The organism is Streptomyces sp. NPDC037401, from assembly GCF_055602345.1.
The window spans coordinates 169,831-184,561 of the sequence record NZ_JBVJWO010000003.1 but is presented as its reverse complement, the minus strand read 5'-3'; the positions used below and the strand labels follow the sequence as shown (position 1 = coordinate 184,561).

Below are 14,731 nucleotides of genomic sequence, written 5' to 3'. Positions count from 1 at the left end.
CCGCGCCCGGTGCCGGGCGCGGAGGCTTGATGTGCGGGGGCAGGGAATCAGCGCAGGCCGGCGACCAGCTGCCGGGCCCGTGGCAGCGCGGCGGCCGCCAGCCGGTCGCGGGTACGGATCACCTCGCCGTGCGTCCGCTCCAGCTGCGCGCGGTACGGCTTCTCGACGCGCGTGGCCGTGGCCACCAGACCGGTCGAGCGGGCGCACGCCGCCTCGTCCGCCGCGGCGGCCCGTTCGCGCGCCAGCTCCTGGCCGGTGGGGGCGTCACTCGCTGCGGCAGAGGCCTGGCGGCGCAGTTCCCCGGGGTCCCGGACCTTCCAGTCCCGGCCGGCCATGCACGCCGACCAGCGCCGCACCGCCGCACCGTAGACGGGGTCGTCGAGGACCTTGGACCGGTACACCGACTTCAGGTTCTCGGCGGTCCGCACCGCCTCGAACCAGGCCGGGTAGTCCCCGTACAGCTTTCGCCGGGCCTCGGCCAGGCACCCGCTGTCGTTCGTCGCGATCCGCAGGCCGCTGGGGAGGGTCACCGTGATCCGCCGCCCCGCGGCGCCCGTCAGCTCGCGGGAGTAGACGGCCCGGCGCGAGCTGCCGAGCCCCAGGTAGTAGCTGCGGTTCGGGTCCTTCGCGGCGCCGTCGGCCGCCTCCCGGTCCAGATCCGTGCCGAATCCGTGCTTCGCGGCGTACTCCGCGTCGTCGATCCCGTACGGGAAGTCCGCCCCGCCGGGAAGCCGCGCGGCGGGCGGTGTCACGGTGTACCGGAAGCCCCTGCCCTCCATGCACGACCCGATGAGCACCAGCTCCGCGTGCTCCAGCGTGTCCCACTGCGCCGCGGTCGGCGCCGGCGGCGCAGCGACGGCAGGGGTGCCGTCCGCCGCCGTGCAGCCGAGTCCGCCCGCCGCCAGCGCCGCGGCCGCCGAGGCTGCCGCGAACCCGGCCGGCAGGAACGCCGGTCTCCTGCGAGCGCGCCGCTTTCCGGACATGCTCATCCCCCCTCACCGTGGTCGCCGCGGCACCGGGCCGTGCCCTGCAGGCGCAGGTCGGGGCCGGTGCCGGCGCCCGCCCCCAGGGCTGCGCCCGCCGGTGCGGCGGGCGAGGTGCGGAAACGAAGCTAGTTCCCGTGTCCGGTAGCGCTCCATCCCCGGAAGTTGGGGTTTCGCCGGGTGCCGCCGTGCGGTAACAGAGGCGCGTGACCCGATCGAACACAGGCCTGGCCGGCCCTGCCGAGCTGGGCAGAGCCCGAACGAGCATCGAGAGGCTGTGCAGGGAACTGCCGGATCCGATGACCCTGTTCAGCCGGCTCAACCCCATCGTCCGCGCGGTCGTCCCGGCGGACGGGGTGTGCGGACTGACCCTCGACCCGGGCACGCTCCTGCACACCGGAGGCCTCCACGACGGCGGCGTACCGCATTCCCACCTCCCCCGGCTCCTGGAGATCGAGTACGGGGAAGAGGACGTGAACCAGTTCCCGCACCTGGTCGGGTCCGGCCGTCTCACCGCGGGCCTGTGGCAGGCCACCCTCCAGTCCCCGCACAGCAGCGCGCGGTACCGGGACGTCTACCGCCCGACGGGCATGGGCGACGAGATGCGCGTGGTCCTGCACAGCCGGGGCACGGTGTGGGGCGCGCTGGTGCTGCACCGGGGCGGAGACCGGCCGCCGTTCGGCCCGGTGGAGCTCGCAGCCCTGTCATCGCTCGCGCCGCCCGTCGCCGAGGCACTGCGCCGCGGGTACCTGCGCCACGACGCCGCCACCGCGGATGCGCAGGACCTCTCCGCACCGGGGCTGCTCACCTTCGAGCCGGACGGCGGCACGGGCGCGGTCAGTCCGTCCGGACGGCTGTGGCTCGACCGGTTGGAGGGTGCCGGCCCGGGATCCGGCCGGCTGCCGCAGCCGGTCCTGCACGCGTGGACCCGGGCCCGGACGACGGGCGACGTCCGCGTGCACCTACGTGACCGGAGCGGGGGACGGGTCTCGCTCACCGCCACCCGGATGGACACGGACGGGCGGGTCGCCGTCATCATCGAGGCCGGGCGTCCCGAGCACACCATCGGGCTCCTGATGACGGCGTACGACCTCACCTCGCGGGAACAGGACGTCGCCCAGCTGGTCGTCTACGGCCTGTCCGACGCGGAGATCGCCACCCGGCTGAGGGTCTCCCCGCACACCGTCAGGGACCACCTGAAGAAGGTCTTCGACAAGACCGGGGCGAACAGCCGGGGCAGACTCGTCCGGCTCCTGTACTTCGGGCACTACCAGCCCGACATCGAGAACCGCCGTCCCATGGGCGCGCGCGGCTGGCTCCGCGCGCCCGCGGGACGGCGGTGAACGACCGTGCCGGAAAGCGTCCTTGAACGCCTTCCGGCACGTCGTCGTCACGCGGAGACCGTCACACGGGCAAGGTCACTTGCCGTGGTACGCGTTGTGGATCTTCAGCGCCGACTGGTTGCCCTGCTTGTCCGTGACCTTGGCGGAGAACGAGACGCTCTTGCCCTTCGCCGGGTTCTTCACGGAGATCTTGCCGTTCCGGACCTTGACGAGCTTCCAGGTCTGCCCGTTGTCGTAACTCACGGACACCGCGAGCGACTTGAGGTTGCTTCCGGCCGCCGAACCCTGCACGGTCACCGGGACCTGGACCGTCTCGCCGGCCGGGGCGCGGGAGGTGAGGTCGACGGGGACCGCGAAGCGGACCGTGGACACCGGCAGCGCCGTGGTGGCTGCGACCTGCTGGGAGCGGAACGTGAAGCTGGTGTCGATGCGGGTGGAGACCGCGGAGGCCTGCGCCGAGCGCTTGACGGAGGTCGTCAGCCGGTATTCGGCGTCGCCGGAGCCGACCGTGAAGGGCTTCCAGCCGCTCAGCGGGTCGTCGTTCTCGCCGACCTTGACGCCATTGCGGTACAGCGTCGACGTGGCCGAGGTGTACGCCGAGAGGCCCGGGTGGCCCTGGCCGTCGGAGAACAGCGGCACGGCGCCGACGAGCTGCTGCTCGCCCGTGGCCGGGTCGGGAGCGGTGCGGAAGACGCCCGACTTCTTGCCCAGGAGCGGGCCGAAGACACCCGTGTTGAACGTCTCCCGGTAGGCCTTGCCGGCCTCGTAGCGCTTCGGCGCGGCCGTCTCGTAGGCGGCGTCGAAGACGGGGTGGCCCGACGCGTCGGGCTTGCCGAACTGATCCGACTTCGTCTGCCACTTGACGCCGTCGGCAGTGGAGACGTAGAAGGTGCGCGTACTGGGGGTCGCCTGCGGTGCCGAGAAGCCGTTGCCCTCCGGCGCCCCCGGCAGGTGGGCGAACGGGGAGGTGAGCGCGGTCTTCCCGGGAGCGGAGGCACCGACGGCGACCTTGAGCGTCGCCAGCCCGCCCGCCTTCACGTGCTTGGTGTAACCGGTCGCGAGCTTCTGCGTCTTGCCGCCGAAGGCCACCGAGTACTGGGCCGTGGCGCCCTTGAGGAAGTGCGCGTCCCAGGTCTGCAGGAGCGAGCCGTCGGTGACGGCCGGACCCAGGTGAGCGGTACGGAAGTTGGTGAATCCGGACAGGACCCAGCCGTTGCCGACGCGGCCGATCTCGGTCGCACGCTCGTAGTACGCGCCCCCGAAGTCCGCCTTGGCGATGCCGGGCACGGTGATGTCCACCGGCTTGGTGGTGCGGGCGTCGGCGGTGACCTTGGTGTCGCGGGCGACGTCCAGCTTCGGCTGGGAGATCCAGTCGGTGCCCTTGGCGAGGTCCGACGGGTCCTGGTACACGGCCGTGTCGAACGTGTACGAGCCCTTCGGCACCCGGATCCTGTGCGAGCCCGGCTCGCTGTCGATGCGGGCCTGGAAGCCCTTGCCGGGGCCGCCGACGCCCGTCAGGGTCATGGCGAAGTTCCGGGCGTCGGTGCCGTCGCGGCCGATGGTCCTGAGCGTGAGGTCGTAGGACTCCGCCTCGCGCACGGCCGTCGCGGCCGTACGGACGGACTGGCCCGCGCCGGTGGCGGTGACGTAGCCCGAGTAGGTGCCGTCGGCGGCGCCGATCCTGGTGTCGGCGGTCAGGTTCACTTCGGCCCTGCCGCCGGCGGGCACGGTCACCTTGGCGGCGCCGAGCTTGAAGAACCCGGCCGGTGCCGGCTTGCCCGCCGGGTCCAGCGTGGACACCGACAGGTTGAGGGTGACGTCGCTGGTGCCGAGGTTGCGGTAGCCGACCTTCCTGGTGAGGGGCCGGTCGTCGGCGTGCGGCCACTGCGCGACACCGAAGCTCAGCGAGACCGGATCGGCGATCACCTTCTGGGCGAGCGCCTTGTCGACCTGGATGCGGCCCGAGCCCTGCTGGAAGGCGGTGTAGTTGCCGCCCTTGGCGGACCCGGTCAGCGCGCCCTTGAGCTCGGCGGCCTTCCAGCCCGGATGCTGCTGCTTCAGGATCGCCGCCGCGCCCGCCACGTGCGGCGTGGCCATGGACGTGCCGTCGATCTGCAGGTAGCCGGGGGCCGGGTGCACAGTGCCGGGGCGGATGTCGAGCGCGCTGCCGGGGGCGGCGGCCGCGGCGATGGCGACGCCGGGCGCGGTCACGTCCGGCTTGACGGCGCCGTCACCGGTGCGCGGGCCGATGCTGGAGAACGGCGCCAGCTTGTCGTCCTTGTCGACGGCGCCGACGGTCAGCGCGGCGTCCGCGCTGCCCGGCGAGCCCACCGTCGAGTCGCCGCCCTCGCCCTCGTTGCCCGCCGCGATGGCGAACAGGATGCCCTTCTCGGCCGACAGCTTGTCGACCGTCGCCTCCAGCGGGTCGACGCCGGGGGAGTCCGGGCTGCCGAGGCTGAGGTTGACCACGTCCGCGCCCTGGGCGGCGGCCCACTCCATGCCCGCGATGATGCCGGAGTCGTCCCCGAACCCGTTGTCACCCAGCACCTTGCCGCTGATGACCTTGGCGCCGGGGGCGACGCCCTTGTACCTGCCGCCGGACCTGGCGCCCGTACCGGCGGCGATCGAGGCGACGTGCGTGCCGTGTCCGACACGGTCCGCGGTGTCGGGGGAGCTGGAGAAGTTCTTCTCACCGACGACCTGCGTCTTCAGGTCGTCGTGGGTCTTGTCGACGCCGGTGTCGAGGACGGCGATCTTGACGCCCTTGCCGTCGTACCCGGCCCGCCACGCCTTGTCGGCGCCGATCTGGCGGACGCTGCGGTCCAGGCTCGCCCTGCGCACCCCGTCCAGCCACACCTTGCCGATGCCGGAGGCGGTGGCGCGCATGCCGCCCTTCTGCGGGTCGGTCAGTGCCTCCCACACTCTGGCCGCGTCGTCCTGCGACGTACGGATGGCGTCGGCGTTGAGGGTGGGGAACGTGCGCCGCACCCGGGTGTCACCGGCGGAACGCACCTCGGCCCGCGCGGCACTGGCGCCCGCGACGTACTGCACGATCAGCTTGAGCCCGTCACCATGGCTCTTGCGCAGCAGCGGGTCGGCCAGCTCCTTGACGTCGAAGAGCCGCTGGTCCAGCTTGCCGGCGGCGATCAGGCGCTGCGCGTCCGCGGGCACCACCAGCGTGTGGTCCTCGGTGCGCTGCACGTGCACGGGTATGCGCTCACGGCCCTTGGCGGACTCGAAGCCCACCACCTGGCCCTCGGCGCCGACCACCACGCGGTCGCCCGTGATGAGCCGGATCCGCTGGTTGCCGTCGAGGCGTGGGGTGTTCGGTGTGGTCGTCGTCGTGTTCGCAGCGATCGCCGTCGCGGGGCCGGTCATGCCTGCCACGAGGGCCACCGATGTGGCGGCTGCGATGGTGAAGGCGCGTGCACTCTTCACATGTGGGCGCAAGTCTCCCCCAGGAGCTTGGGATGAGGTCGTTTGGTCATTTCCGGCCAGGGACGCAACAGCGCCGCCGTCGCCGGTCAGCGCAGTATGTGAGGCCGGGGGGACGTGATCAACAGCGCTCTGGGCGTGGGGGAGCGAGGCACATGATTTCAAGTCACGCTGAGACAGCCGAGTTTGATGGGGCGACGATCGCACCATGACGGTTGCGTGACAGCGGCGCGATGACCGTGCGACACCGGCGCGCAGCGGCCTCCCGGATCGCCTTCCAGGACAGGCCTCGCGCACTTTTCACCGACCGGAAACCCTGCGCGCGGAGCGCGCCCCTCAAGTTGGCCGTATCCGCACCCGGCCGGAGAAACCGGCAGGAACGCGCAGGGCGCCGCTCCCGGCAATCGCGTGGTGGGCCGCGACCGGGTTGGTTAGGGTGACAAACGGGGGCAGTTGTGGTCGCTGGACGGTGGGTCGGACACGGCGTACACGGCGGACACGGCACACACGGCGTACGCGGCGTACGCAGCAGACAGGGACGGGGTGGGCGGGTGACCGGGCGGCCGGCGCACGCGGTACTGCCCCCGTCGCTGCGCGCGTGGCTCGGGCTGTTCGCGGCCCTCGCCGCGCTGGTGGTCGTCGCGCTCGGCGTCCTGTACGCCGGCCACAGCCGGCCCGGCCGGACGGACGCGTGGATCCAGTCGGCGGTGGGCGGTGTGCGGCCGCCGCCGTGGCGGCAAGTCGCCCTGGCCACGGACTTCCTGGGGGAGCCCGCCGGAGCGGCGATCCTGGTCCTGGCCGCCGTGGCGGGCTGCCTGCTGCTCCGGCTTCCTCGCGCAGCGCTGCTCGTCGCTGCCGGCACCGGCCTGACCGTGGGGACGACGACGCTGCTCAAGTACCTGGTGGGACGAACCATCAACGGCGACAACCTGTCCTACCCGAGCGGGCACACCGCCTTCCTCACCGCGCTCGCCCTCGTGATGGCGCTGCTCGCGGCCGGCCGCCCCGGCCTCGGCAGGACGGCCGGCACGCTGCTCGTGCTCGCCGCGGCGCTCGTTGCCGGCGCCGCCATGGGCTGGGCGCAGGTCGCCCTGGGCGCGCACTACCCGACCGACGTCCTCGGCGGCTGGTGCACCGCGCTGGCGGTGACACCGGCGACCGCGTGGCTGGTCGACCGGACGGCCGACGCCGGCCGGAAGCAGCGTCTCTGACGTCACGTCATGTCACATCACGTCACATTGCGTCGCACCACGTCACGCCAAGCGGCGGAATACGGGCTTCACCGGCCGTCCGGCCAGCCAGGGGGTGGGGTCGGCGGCGTCCAGCGCCTTCCGGTACACCGCACACGCCTGGGCCACCACGTCGACGGTGAGGTCGATGTCGGCTTCGTCGAGCGCGTTGCTCACCACGAACGACGGGGCCAGCACCCCGCCCGCCAGGAGCCGGCGCAGGAACAGGGTGCGGTACTCCTGAGACGGCCGCCGGTTCTGGTCGAGGGTGGCGAAGACCAGGTTGCTGGCCCGGCCCTGGACGGTGATGTGGTCGCCGACGCCCATGCCGGCCGCGGCCTCGCGGACACCGGCGGCCAGCCGCTCGCCGAGGGCGTGCAGCCGCGCGGTGATGCCCTCTTCGGCATACGCGGTCTGCACGGCCATCGCGGCGGCCAGCGAGTGTGTTTCCGCACCGTGGGTGGTGGACAGCAGGAACACCCGGTCGCCGGAGTGCCGCAGCCCGCCCCACTCCATCAGTTCGCGGCGCCCGGCCAGCGCGGAGACGGCGAACCCGTTGCCCAGCGCCTTGCCGAACGTCGAGAGGTCGGGGACGACGCCGTACAGGCCCTGGGCGCCCGCCTCGGACCAGCGGAAGCCGGTGATCATCTCATCGAAGATCAGTACGCAGCCGTGCCGGTCGGCCAGCTCGCGCAGGCCGGACAGGTACCCCGGCGGCGGCTCGGTGCGCCCGGCGGGTTCGAGGATCAGGCAGGCGACCTCGTGCCGGTACCGGGTGAGCAGCTCCTCCGTGGCGGCCAGGTCCCCGTACGGGAACGCCACGGTGAGCTCGGTGGTCGCCGCCGGAATGCCCGCGGACATCGGAGTGGTGCCGATGAACCAGTCGTCGACGGAGAAGAACGGATGGTCGCCGCAGATGGCCACCCGCGGGCGCCCGGTGACGGCGCGGGCGAGGCGCACCGCGGCGGTGGTGACGTCGGAGCCGTTCTTCGCGAACTTCACCATCTCGGCGGTTGGCACCGTGGCCAGGAAGCGTTCCGCGGCCTCGACCTCCACGATCGACGGCCGGACGAAGTTGCTGCCGCGGTCGAGTTCCCGCCGTACCGCCTCGAGCACGCGCGGATGGGCGTGGCCGAGGCTGACCGACCGCAGGCCGGAGCCGTACTCGACGTAGCGGTTGCCGTCGACGTCCCACACGTGGGCACCGCGGCCGTGGCTGATGACCGGGGCCAGGTTCTCGGGGTACTGGTCGTCGCCCTTGGCGTACGTGTGCGCCCCCCCGGGGATCATGGCGTGCAGCCGCTCGTTCGCCGTCCGCGACCGGGGCAGGAGGAACTCTTCGGTCTCTTCGGTCTTTTCGTCGTCCACGCCGGCTTCAGCTCTCCTTCTGCTTCAGGACCTCGGCGAGGCTCGGTGCCTCCCGGTCCCGCTGGGACATCGATACGGCCGGCAGCGGCCAGGGAATGGCGAGCTCCGGGTCGTCGAAGGCGATCGTCACGTCCTCGGCCGGATCGTGCGGGCGGTCGATCCGGTACGAGGTGTCGGCGGTCTCGGTCAGCGCCTGGAAGCCGTGCGCGCACCCCGCCGGGATGTACAGGGTCGTCTGCGTCTCGCCGGACAGCTCGAAGAAGGCCCGGTTGCGGTAGGTCGGCGAGCCGGGCCGCAGGTCCACGACGACGTCGAAGACCTTCCCGTGCGAGCACCGCACGAGCTTGGCCTCGCCCGCGCCGGAGCGCAGGTGCAGGCCGCGCAGCACGCCCCGGGCCGAGCGGGACATGCTGTGCTGGACGAAGGCGTGCGGATCGAGGCCCACCGAGCGGAGCACGTCGGCGTCGAAGGTGCGGCAGAAGAATCCGCGTTCGTCGGCGTACGGCGTGGGTTCGAACAGGTATGCGCCTGCGATCGCCGGGACTTCGGTCGTTTTCATGGGGCCTCCCGCAGAGCGTGGGCATGGGTCTGGGCATGTGGGTGTCCGGCCGCGGGGAAGAGTGCCGCGGTCAGGGCAGTGAACTGGTGCTCGAGGCGCCGGGCGGCGGTCAGGTTCCGCTCGGTGAGGGTCCGCCGCAGCTCCGCCGATCGCTGCTCCAGCGCCCGGAACTGCTCGAGCAGCCGGTCGGCGTCCACCTCGCGGGCCGGGTGGCAGTACGCGCCCAGCCCCATCTGGGCCATGAGCGCGTCGCTCTTCGCCGCGTAGCTGAGGGCGAGCGTCGGCGTACCGGCCTTCAGCGCGCAGATCAGGTTGTGGTACCGGGTCGCCACCACCGTTTCGGCAGCAGCCGTCTCCTTCATCAGGTCGGCCAGTGAGCTCGCCTCGGCAGCGGTGACCAGCGGCGAGTCCACCGCGTCGAGGATCGCGGCGACCACCGGTGCATCGCACGCGTCGCCGGTGAGCAGCCGGACCGGCCTGCCGTCCTCGGCCAGCGCGCGGACGAACCGGATCGTCCCGTCGAGGTAGCGGCGGTGGATCTCCTCGGCCCGCGCCCGGTCGTCGTTGCCGCCGTGGAAGTCCATGACGCCGACGCAGACCGGGCCCGGCGGGCCCGCAACAAACCCCGGGGGGGCGCTCGGTGCCGGCGTCGGCAGGGCGAAGGCGAGGTCCGGGTAGACCTCGTCGCGTGCGGTGTCCACGCCCATCGCCCGCATCGCGTCGCGGGACGGGGCGTCCCGGTACGAGCGGTACGAGGCCAGCCGCGCCGACCACCGCACCAGGGCCCGCGTCGGCCGGTCGCCGATCGCGGCGGCGCCGACGCCGACCAGCGCGACCCGGGTGCCGAGCAGCCGGCCGGATGCGCACAGCAGGAACAGCGAGTACGGGAAGCCCCACGGCCGCAGCGGCAGCGTGGCCTCCAGGACGCCCATGCCCGGCACGATCACCACGTCGTGCCGGCGCACCCAGGCGGCGGTCCGGAAGACGTCGACGAGTTTGCCCAGGCCCTTGCCCGCGACCGCGCCCGCACGCGACGCCGTCCGGTACTCCCCGCGGTACCAGTGCAGCCGCGTCGCGGGGATCGCGTACCGGGTCGCGACGACCTCCGGCCCGCCGCACAGCGCGTCCACGGCCGCCTGCGGGTGCTCGGCGCGGAGGTAGCCGAGCACGGCCTCGAGCGACCCGTCGTTGCCGAGGTTGCCGGAGCCGAGCAGGCCGAACACCCCGACGCGCACCGGAGTTCCGCCCGCGGACATCATGCCCGCCTCCCCTCGCGGCCGGCGACGAGGGCGTCGACGGAGACGGTGGACAGGGCAGGGTCGACCGGGGTGCGGTCCTCGACCCGCTCGCCGGCGCCCGGCCGGACCCGGCTCGTCATCCACGCGGCCAAATGGCGGTGGCACGCGCGCCGGTCGGCCGACGACAGCGGCGCCCGCCGGATCGCCGAGGCGAAGCCCCAGACGTACTCGGCGAGCAGCCGGGGCGTCGGGTGCAGCGGGCCCGCCCGGCGCGGGTCCAGGTTGACGCACCGGGAGCGCTTGGAAGGGTTCGCCCGCTCGGCGCGGGTGGGGTGGTCGCGGCGGAAGTACAGCAGCTCCGGCACCTGGTGGAAGCGCCCGTGGAGGGCGATCTCGGCGACGAACGTGCGGTCCGCGTGGTGGTAGCTGTCGTGCGGCTTCACCCGGCGCAGCACGTCGGCCCGCATCACCCCGTAGAAGTCGTCGCCGCCGGGCTCGAACAGCATGCTGCGGAAGCGCTCCGGCGCGTGCGGCGAGCCGGTGGCGAGCGTGTAGTCGTAGGGGACCTTCACCTTGCCGTCCTCGTCGATGACCGCCTGGTCGGCGTGGGCGAGGATGACGTCAGGCCGCTCGTCCAGCGCCTCCACGCAGCGCCGCAGCAGGTCGCGGGCGTACAGGTCGTCGTGCGAGGCCCACTTGAACAGCTCGCCGCGGCACTGGGTGAACACGTGGTTGTGGTTCGGGGCGGCACCGATGTTGCGGGGCAGCCGGAGGTACCGGATGCGGGAGTCCTGCGCGGCGTACTTGCGGCAGATCTCCTGGGTCCCGTCGGCCGAGGCGTTGTCGGAGACGACCAGCTCGAAGTCCTCGTAGGTCTGGCCGAGCAGGGCGTCGAGGGACTCGGCCAGGTACTCCTCGCCGTTGTACACGGGCAGGCCGATGCTCAGCCGGGGTCGGGCGGTCATGATGTCCTCACTTCGGGAAGGGGGTTGTGGCGGCGCTCGCGCAGGGCGGACCGCAGCTGCAGCCACCACACGGCCGAGGCGCAGACGGTCGCGGCGGCGACGCCCCAGGCCGAGCCGACCGTGCCCGCCAGGGCCGCCCCGCCGAGCCCGCCGCCGACGTAGCAGGCGGAGGCGAACAGCTGGCAGCGCAGGCTGCGCCGGGCCGCGGCGAGCGCGCGGAGCCCGGCCGCCGCGCCGGTGCCGAGGCCGGCGCCCGCGACGCCGAGCGCGGCCGGCAGGATGAGTTCCGAGGCGGAGTGCCAGACGCCGCCGAGCACGAGCTCGCCGGCCCGGTCCGGCACCAGCAGCAGCGCCGCGCCCCAGAGCAGCGCGGCGGCGGCCTGCCCGCCGCCGAGCAGGAGGCAGAACCTGGCGAGGCGGTGCGGGGCCTGCCGCAGCACCCGTGCCGCCTCCGCGACGGTGACCAGTGACAGCCCCATCAGCAGGGCGAGGAACGGGCCGAGCAGGAGCTCCGCGCCCCGGACCGCACCCACCGCGCCGACCCCGGCGATCGCGCCGAGCCCGTACGCCCGCAGCTGGCTCGCGCCGCTGAGGCTGACGTTCTCGGCCAGGTACCGGTAGCCGAGGTCGCGGTGCTCGCGGATCCACCCGCGCGCCCCGGTCATCCGGGGCCGGATGCCGGACTGGAGGCAGCCGTACACCGAGGCCGCCGCGGCCGACGTGCCCCAGGCGAGCACGAAGGCGGCCACGCTGCCCACACGGGCCGCCACCACCATGGCCGGTACGAGCGCGGCGCCCCCCAGGAGGTCGTTGGCGAACGCCTTCCGCCCGGCGCCGGCGGCGAAGAACGAGTACCGCCAGGCGTCCTGCAGCAGCAGCGCCGGCAGTACGACGCCGAGGCAGGCGAACGCGGGCCCCACGCTGCCGCCCAGGCCCAGCCCGACCGCCAGGAACGCCGCACCGATCGCGGCACCGACACCGAGCGCGGTACCCGACGAACGGGCCGCCGCCCCGCGCCAGGACGCGTCCGGCACGCCGCTGAAGCGCACCACGAGCGGGTCGGTGGCCAGCCCCCGGGAGACGCTGAGCACCACGCCGTAGGTCACCCAGGCCAGGCTGAACACGCCGAACGCGGCAAGACCCAGCGAGCGTGCCACGTAGATGCCCACCGCGAAGTTGGTCATGCTGCAGACCGCCTGGTCGGCCAGTCCCCAGGACAGCCGGCCGACCACGGCCCGCTTGGCGGTGGACCGGGCGCGTCCGGCCCCGGCCGCCGGGGCCGTCGTCTTCTCCCTCCGGGTGGTCATCGGCGTCATGCCTTGATCAGCCCGGCGCCGTGCAGGGCGTCGGCCGCGGCGGCGACGGTGTCGAACGGCAGACCGGACCGCTCGGCGACGTCCAGCAGACCGTGCTCGCCGTCGGAGAGGCTGAGCACCCAGAGCATGGCCATCTGGGCCTGCTTCGCGTCGCTGCGGCCGCCGAGCGAGTCGTACAACCCGCGTCGGCCCAGCTGTGGTTCGCCGTAGGGGCTGAGGTTGAGGTACCGCCGGTTGCGGTCCAGCACGGAGAACGCCTCGCGGCAGACGGCGAGGGTGTCCGCCATCGCCTCCGGGGAGACGAAGTCCGGGTTGTCCGCCGAGGTGTGGTACTCGGGGTAGCCGGCGTACGGGGTCCGGCTGAGCGAGCCCACTGCGAGATCGAACCCGGGCGAGCAGAACTGCCGCTCGTCGTAGCCGTACGGAGTGAACTCGGCGACGCCGTGCGGGCGTTCGGAGGCCGCCAGCACGTGCCGCATCACCCGGTCGATCTCCGCATCGCCGCGCCTGCTCTGCTTGTACGTCAGCCGGCCCGGGTCACCGGCGCAGGCCAGCACCAGGCCGTGCCTGACCCGCTCGATCCGCTCCGCGTTGCGGGCCAGCCAGGTGATCGCCCCGATGGTGCCGGGCGCGAAGATGAACCGGTACGTGTAGTACGGCGTCTCCTGTGCCAGCGCCCGGGCCAGGAACACCGCCACCGCGATCCCGGCCAGGTTGTCGTTGGCCAGCGACGGATGGCAGACGTGGCAGGAGACGATCACCTCGTCGGGTACCTGCCCGGGGACCACGTGCTCGGCGTAGGTGAGGTGGCCGTCCGCGAGCGTGGAGTCGATGCGCACCTCGTACTCGCCGTCCGGCAGCGCGTCCAGGGTCTCCTGGGCCAGGCAGAACCCCCAGTCCGGCGCGTAGTAGCTGGTGCGGTACGGCACCCAGGCCGGGTGGTCCGGCAGGGTGTGCAGGTGCGCGCGGAGTTCGGCCAGCGGCATGGTCCGCGACACCGGCACGCTGTAGCCGAGCACGTGCAGGCTGGACGCGGCGAAGTCGACGACCCGGTTTCCGGCGGTGTCGGCGACGTACGCGTCCCGGATGTTCCACTCCTGCGGCACCGTCCAGTCGAGCACCTGCGTCCCGGTCGGCACCTCGTGCACCTGCAGCGGGACGTACTCGCCCACGATCTCCAGGGTGGCGCGCACGCCGTCGCCGGTGATGCTCCGGCACAGCGGGTACAGCCGCTCCACCAGCCCGTGCATCTCTTCGCCCGCCGAGGTCACCGGCGCCACCGCAGGGTGTCGTCGACGGCCCCGGCGTCGGACGCGGCACGCAGCACGGCGAGCCGGGTGAAGCGCTGCTCGAAGTCCTCCCGGGTCAGCCCGTGTTTCCGGTAGGCGTCGGCGAGTTCCAGCGCGCCCCGCTTCACCGTCCACTCGCAGTCGAAGCCGGGCAGCGCGGCGCGGAACCTGGAGAAGTCCACCCGGTACGACCGGGGATCGGCCCCGGTCTCCCCGGTGATCACGACCTTCGCGCCTTCCACCGCCTCGGCGACCTGACCGGCGATCTCGGCGACGGTGACGTTGTTGGTCTCGCTGCCGATGTTGAAGGCCCGGTCGTGCACCGCTTCGCGCGGCGCGGCCAGCGCGGCCGCGAAGGCCCGTGCGATGTCGGCGGCGTGCACCAGCGGGCGCCAGGGGGTGCCGTCGGACATCACCAGGACCTCGCCGGACAGCAGCGCGTGGCCCACCAGGTTGTTCAGCACGATGTCGGCGCGCAGCCGGGGCGAGTAGCCGAAGGCGGTGGCGTTGCGCATGAACACCGGGCTGAAGTCGCCGTCGGCCAGCGCGTGCAGGTCGTCCTCCACCCGCACCTTGGACTCCGCGTACGGCGTCACCGGGCGCAGCGGGGCGTCCTCGGTCACCAGGTCGCCACCGCCCGCGGCCCCGTAGACCGAGCAGGTCGACGCGTACAGGAAGCGCCGCACCCCGGCGTCGCGGGCCAGCCGGGCCAGCCGCACGGAGGCGTGGTGGTTGATGTCGTAGGTGAGCTGCGGCGCCAGCGATCCCAGCGGGTCGTTGGACAGCGCGGCCAGGTGGATCACGGCGTCCACCCCGGTCAGGTGGTCGGCCGTGACGTCACGCAGGTCCACCCGGTGCCCCGGCGGGTCCGCGGGCTGCGGGCCGAGGACGCAGTCGGCGAACAGGCCGGCGTCCAGGCCGACGACCTCGTGCCCGGCGGAGCCGAGGACCGGGGCCATCACGGTGCCCAGGTAGCCCTGGTGTCCGGTCAGCAGTACGCGCAAGG

11 protein-coding genes are annotated in these 14,731 nt (G+C 73.1%); 2 read left to right on the top strand and 9 right to left on the bottom strand.

Annotation, left to right across the window (positions count from 1 at the left end; all coding sequences use genetic code 11):
• Window positions 1–47 precede the first annotated feature (47 nt).
• The gene (locus ACZ7H1_RS03730; RefSeq protein WP_470783410.1) at window positions 48–989 is read right to left on the bottom strand and encodes a hypothetical protein; all 942 of its coding nucleotides are present in this window, start codon (window positions 987–989) and stop codon (window positions 48–50) included.
• A 293-nt stretch (window positions 990–1,282) separates the two neighbouring features.
• Here ACZ7H1_RS03730 and ACZ7H1_RS03725 point away from each other — a divergent pair, with 293 nt between their 5' ends.
• Window positions 1,283–2,326 (top strand): LuxR C-terminal-related transcriptional regulator, encoded by a 1,044-nt coding sequence (locus tag ACZ7H1_RS03725; RefSeq protein ID WP_470783408.1) that lies wholly within the window; start codon window positions 1,283–1,285, stop codon window positions 2,324–2,326.
• 75 nt (window positions 2,327–2,401) lie between these two features.
• Here ACZ7H1_RS03725 and ACZ7H1_RS03720 read toward each other — a convergent pair whose 3' ends face one another.
• Window positions 2,402–5,764, bottom strand: coding sequence for a S8 family serine peptidase (locus ACZ7H1_RS03720; protein WP_470783406.1), 3,363 nt, complete (start codon window positions 5,762–5,764; stop codon window positions 2,402–2,404).
• Between the two features lie 548 nt (window positions 5,765–6,312).
• On the opposite strand from ACZ7H1_RS03720, the gene ACZ7H1_RS03715 reads away from it, so the two are divergent.
• On the top strand, window positions 6,313–6,972 hold the full coding sequence (locus ACZ7H1_RS03715) for a phosphatase PAP2 family protein (protein WP_470783405.1): 660 nt from the start codon (window positions 6,313–6,315) through the stop codon (window positions 6,970–6,972).
• A gap of 42 nt (window positions 6,973–7,014) precedes the next feature.
• On the opposite strand, the gene ACZ7H1_RS03710 is transcribed toward ACZ7H1_RS03715, so the two are convergent.
• The 7 genes from ACZ7H1_RS03710 to ACZ7H1_RS03680 are packed head-to-tail and all read right to left on the bottom strand — an operon-like array spanning window position 7,015 to window position 14,729.
• Window positions 7,015–8,358, bottom strand: a complete 1,344-nt coding sequence (locus ACZ7H1_RS03710; protein WP_470783403.1) for a glutamate-1-semialdehyde 2,1-aminomutase — start codon at window positions 8,356–8,358, stop codon at window positions 7,015–7,017.
• A 7-nt stretch (window positions 8,359–8,365) separates the two neighbouring features.
• Window positions 8,366–8,917 (bottom strand): dTDP-4-dehydrorhamnose 3,5-epimerase, encoded by a 552-nt coding sequence (rfbC, locus tag ACZ7H1_RS03705; RefSeq protein WP_470783401.1) that lies wholly within the window; start codon window positions 8,915–8,917, stop codon window positions 8,366–8,368.
• Window positions 8,914–10,176 carry a polysaccharide pyruvyl transferase family protein gene (locus ACZ7H1_RS03700; protein WP_470783399.1) on the bottom strand — a complete coding sequence of 421 codons (1,263 nt, stop codon included), beginning with the start codon at window positions 10,174–10,176 and terminating at the stop codon, window positions 8,914–8,916. The genes rfbC and ACZ7H1_RS03700 overlap by 4 nt, the downstream gene beginning before the upstream one ends.
• The gene (locus ACZ7H1_RS03695) at window positions 10,173–11,120 is read right to left on the bottom strand and encodes a glycosyltransferase family 2 protein (protein WP_470783397.1); all 948 of its coding nucleotides are present in this window, start codon (window positions 11,118–11,120) and stop codon (window positions 10,173–10,175) included. The genes ACZ7H1_RS03700 and ACZ7H1_RS03695 overlap by 4 nt, the downstream gene beginning before the upstream one ends.
• Window positions 11,117–12,427: a hypothetical protein gene (locus ACZ7H1_RS03690; protein ID WP_470783396.1), complete on the bottom strand. Its 1,311-nt coding sequence runs from the start codon at window positions 12,425–12,427 to the stop codon at window positions 11,117–11,119. The genes ACZ7H1_RS03695 and ACZ7H1_RS03690 overlap by 4 nt, the downstream gene beginning before the upstream one ends.
• A gap of 5 nt (window positions 12,428–12,432) precedes the next feature.
• Window positions 12,433–13,716, bottom strand: a complete 1,284-nt coding sequence (locus ACZ7H1_RS03685; RefSeq protein WP_470783394.1) for a DUF4910 domain-containing protein — start codon at window positions 13,714–13,716, stop codon at window positions 12,433–12,435.
• The gene (locus tag ACZ7H1_RS03680; protein ID WP_470783392.1) at window positions 13,704–14,729 is read right to left on the bottom strand and encodes an NAD-dependent epimerase/dehydratase family protein; all 1,026 of its coding nucleotides are present in this window, start codon (window positions 14,727–14,729) and stop codon (window positions 13,704–13,706) included. The genes ACZ7H1_RS03685 and ACZ7H1_RS03680 overlap by 13 nt, the downstream gene beginning before the upstream one ends.
• Window positions 14,730–14,731 lie beyond the last annotated feature (2 nt).

Coding starts and splice junctions, on each gene's coding strand:
- ACZ7H1_RS03730 (WP_470783410.1), bottom strand. CDS start 989: ATGAGCATGTCCGGAAAGCGGCGCGCTCGCAGGAGACCGGCGTTCCTG.
- ACZ7H1_RS03725 (WP_470783408.1), top strand. CDS start 1,283: ATGACCCTGTTCAGCCGGCTCAACCCCATCGTCCGCGCGGTCGTCCCG.
- rfbC (WP_470783401.1), bottom strand. CDS start 8,917: ATGAAAACGACCGAAGTCCCGGCGATCGCAGGCGCATACCTGTTCGAA.
- ACZ7H1_RS03700 (WP_470783399.1), bottom strand. CDS start 10,176: ATGATGTCCGCGGGCGGAACTCCGGTGCGCGTCGGGGTGTTCGGCCTG.
- ACZ7H1_RS03695 (WP_470783397.1), bottom strand. CDS start 11,120: ATGACCGCCCGACCCCGGCTGAGCATCGGCCTGCCCGTGTACAACGGC.
- ACZ7H1_RS03690 (WP_470783396.1), bottom strand. CDS start 12,427: ATGACCACCCGGAGGGAGAAGACGACGGCCCCGGCGGCCGGGGCCGGA.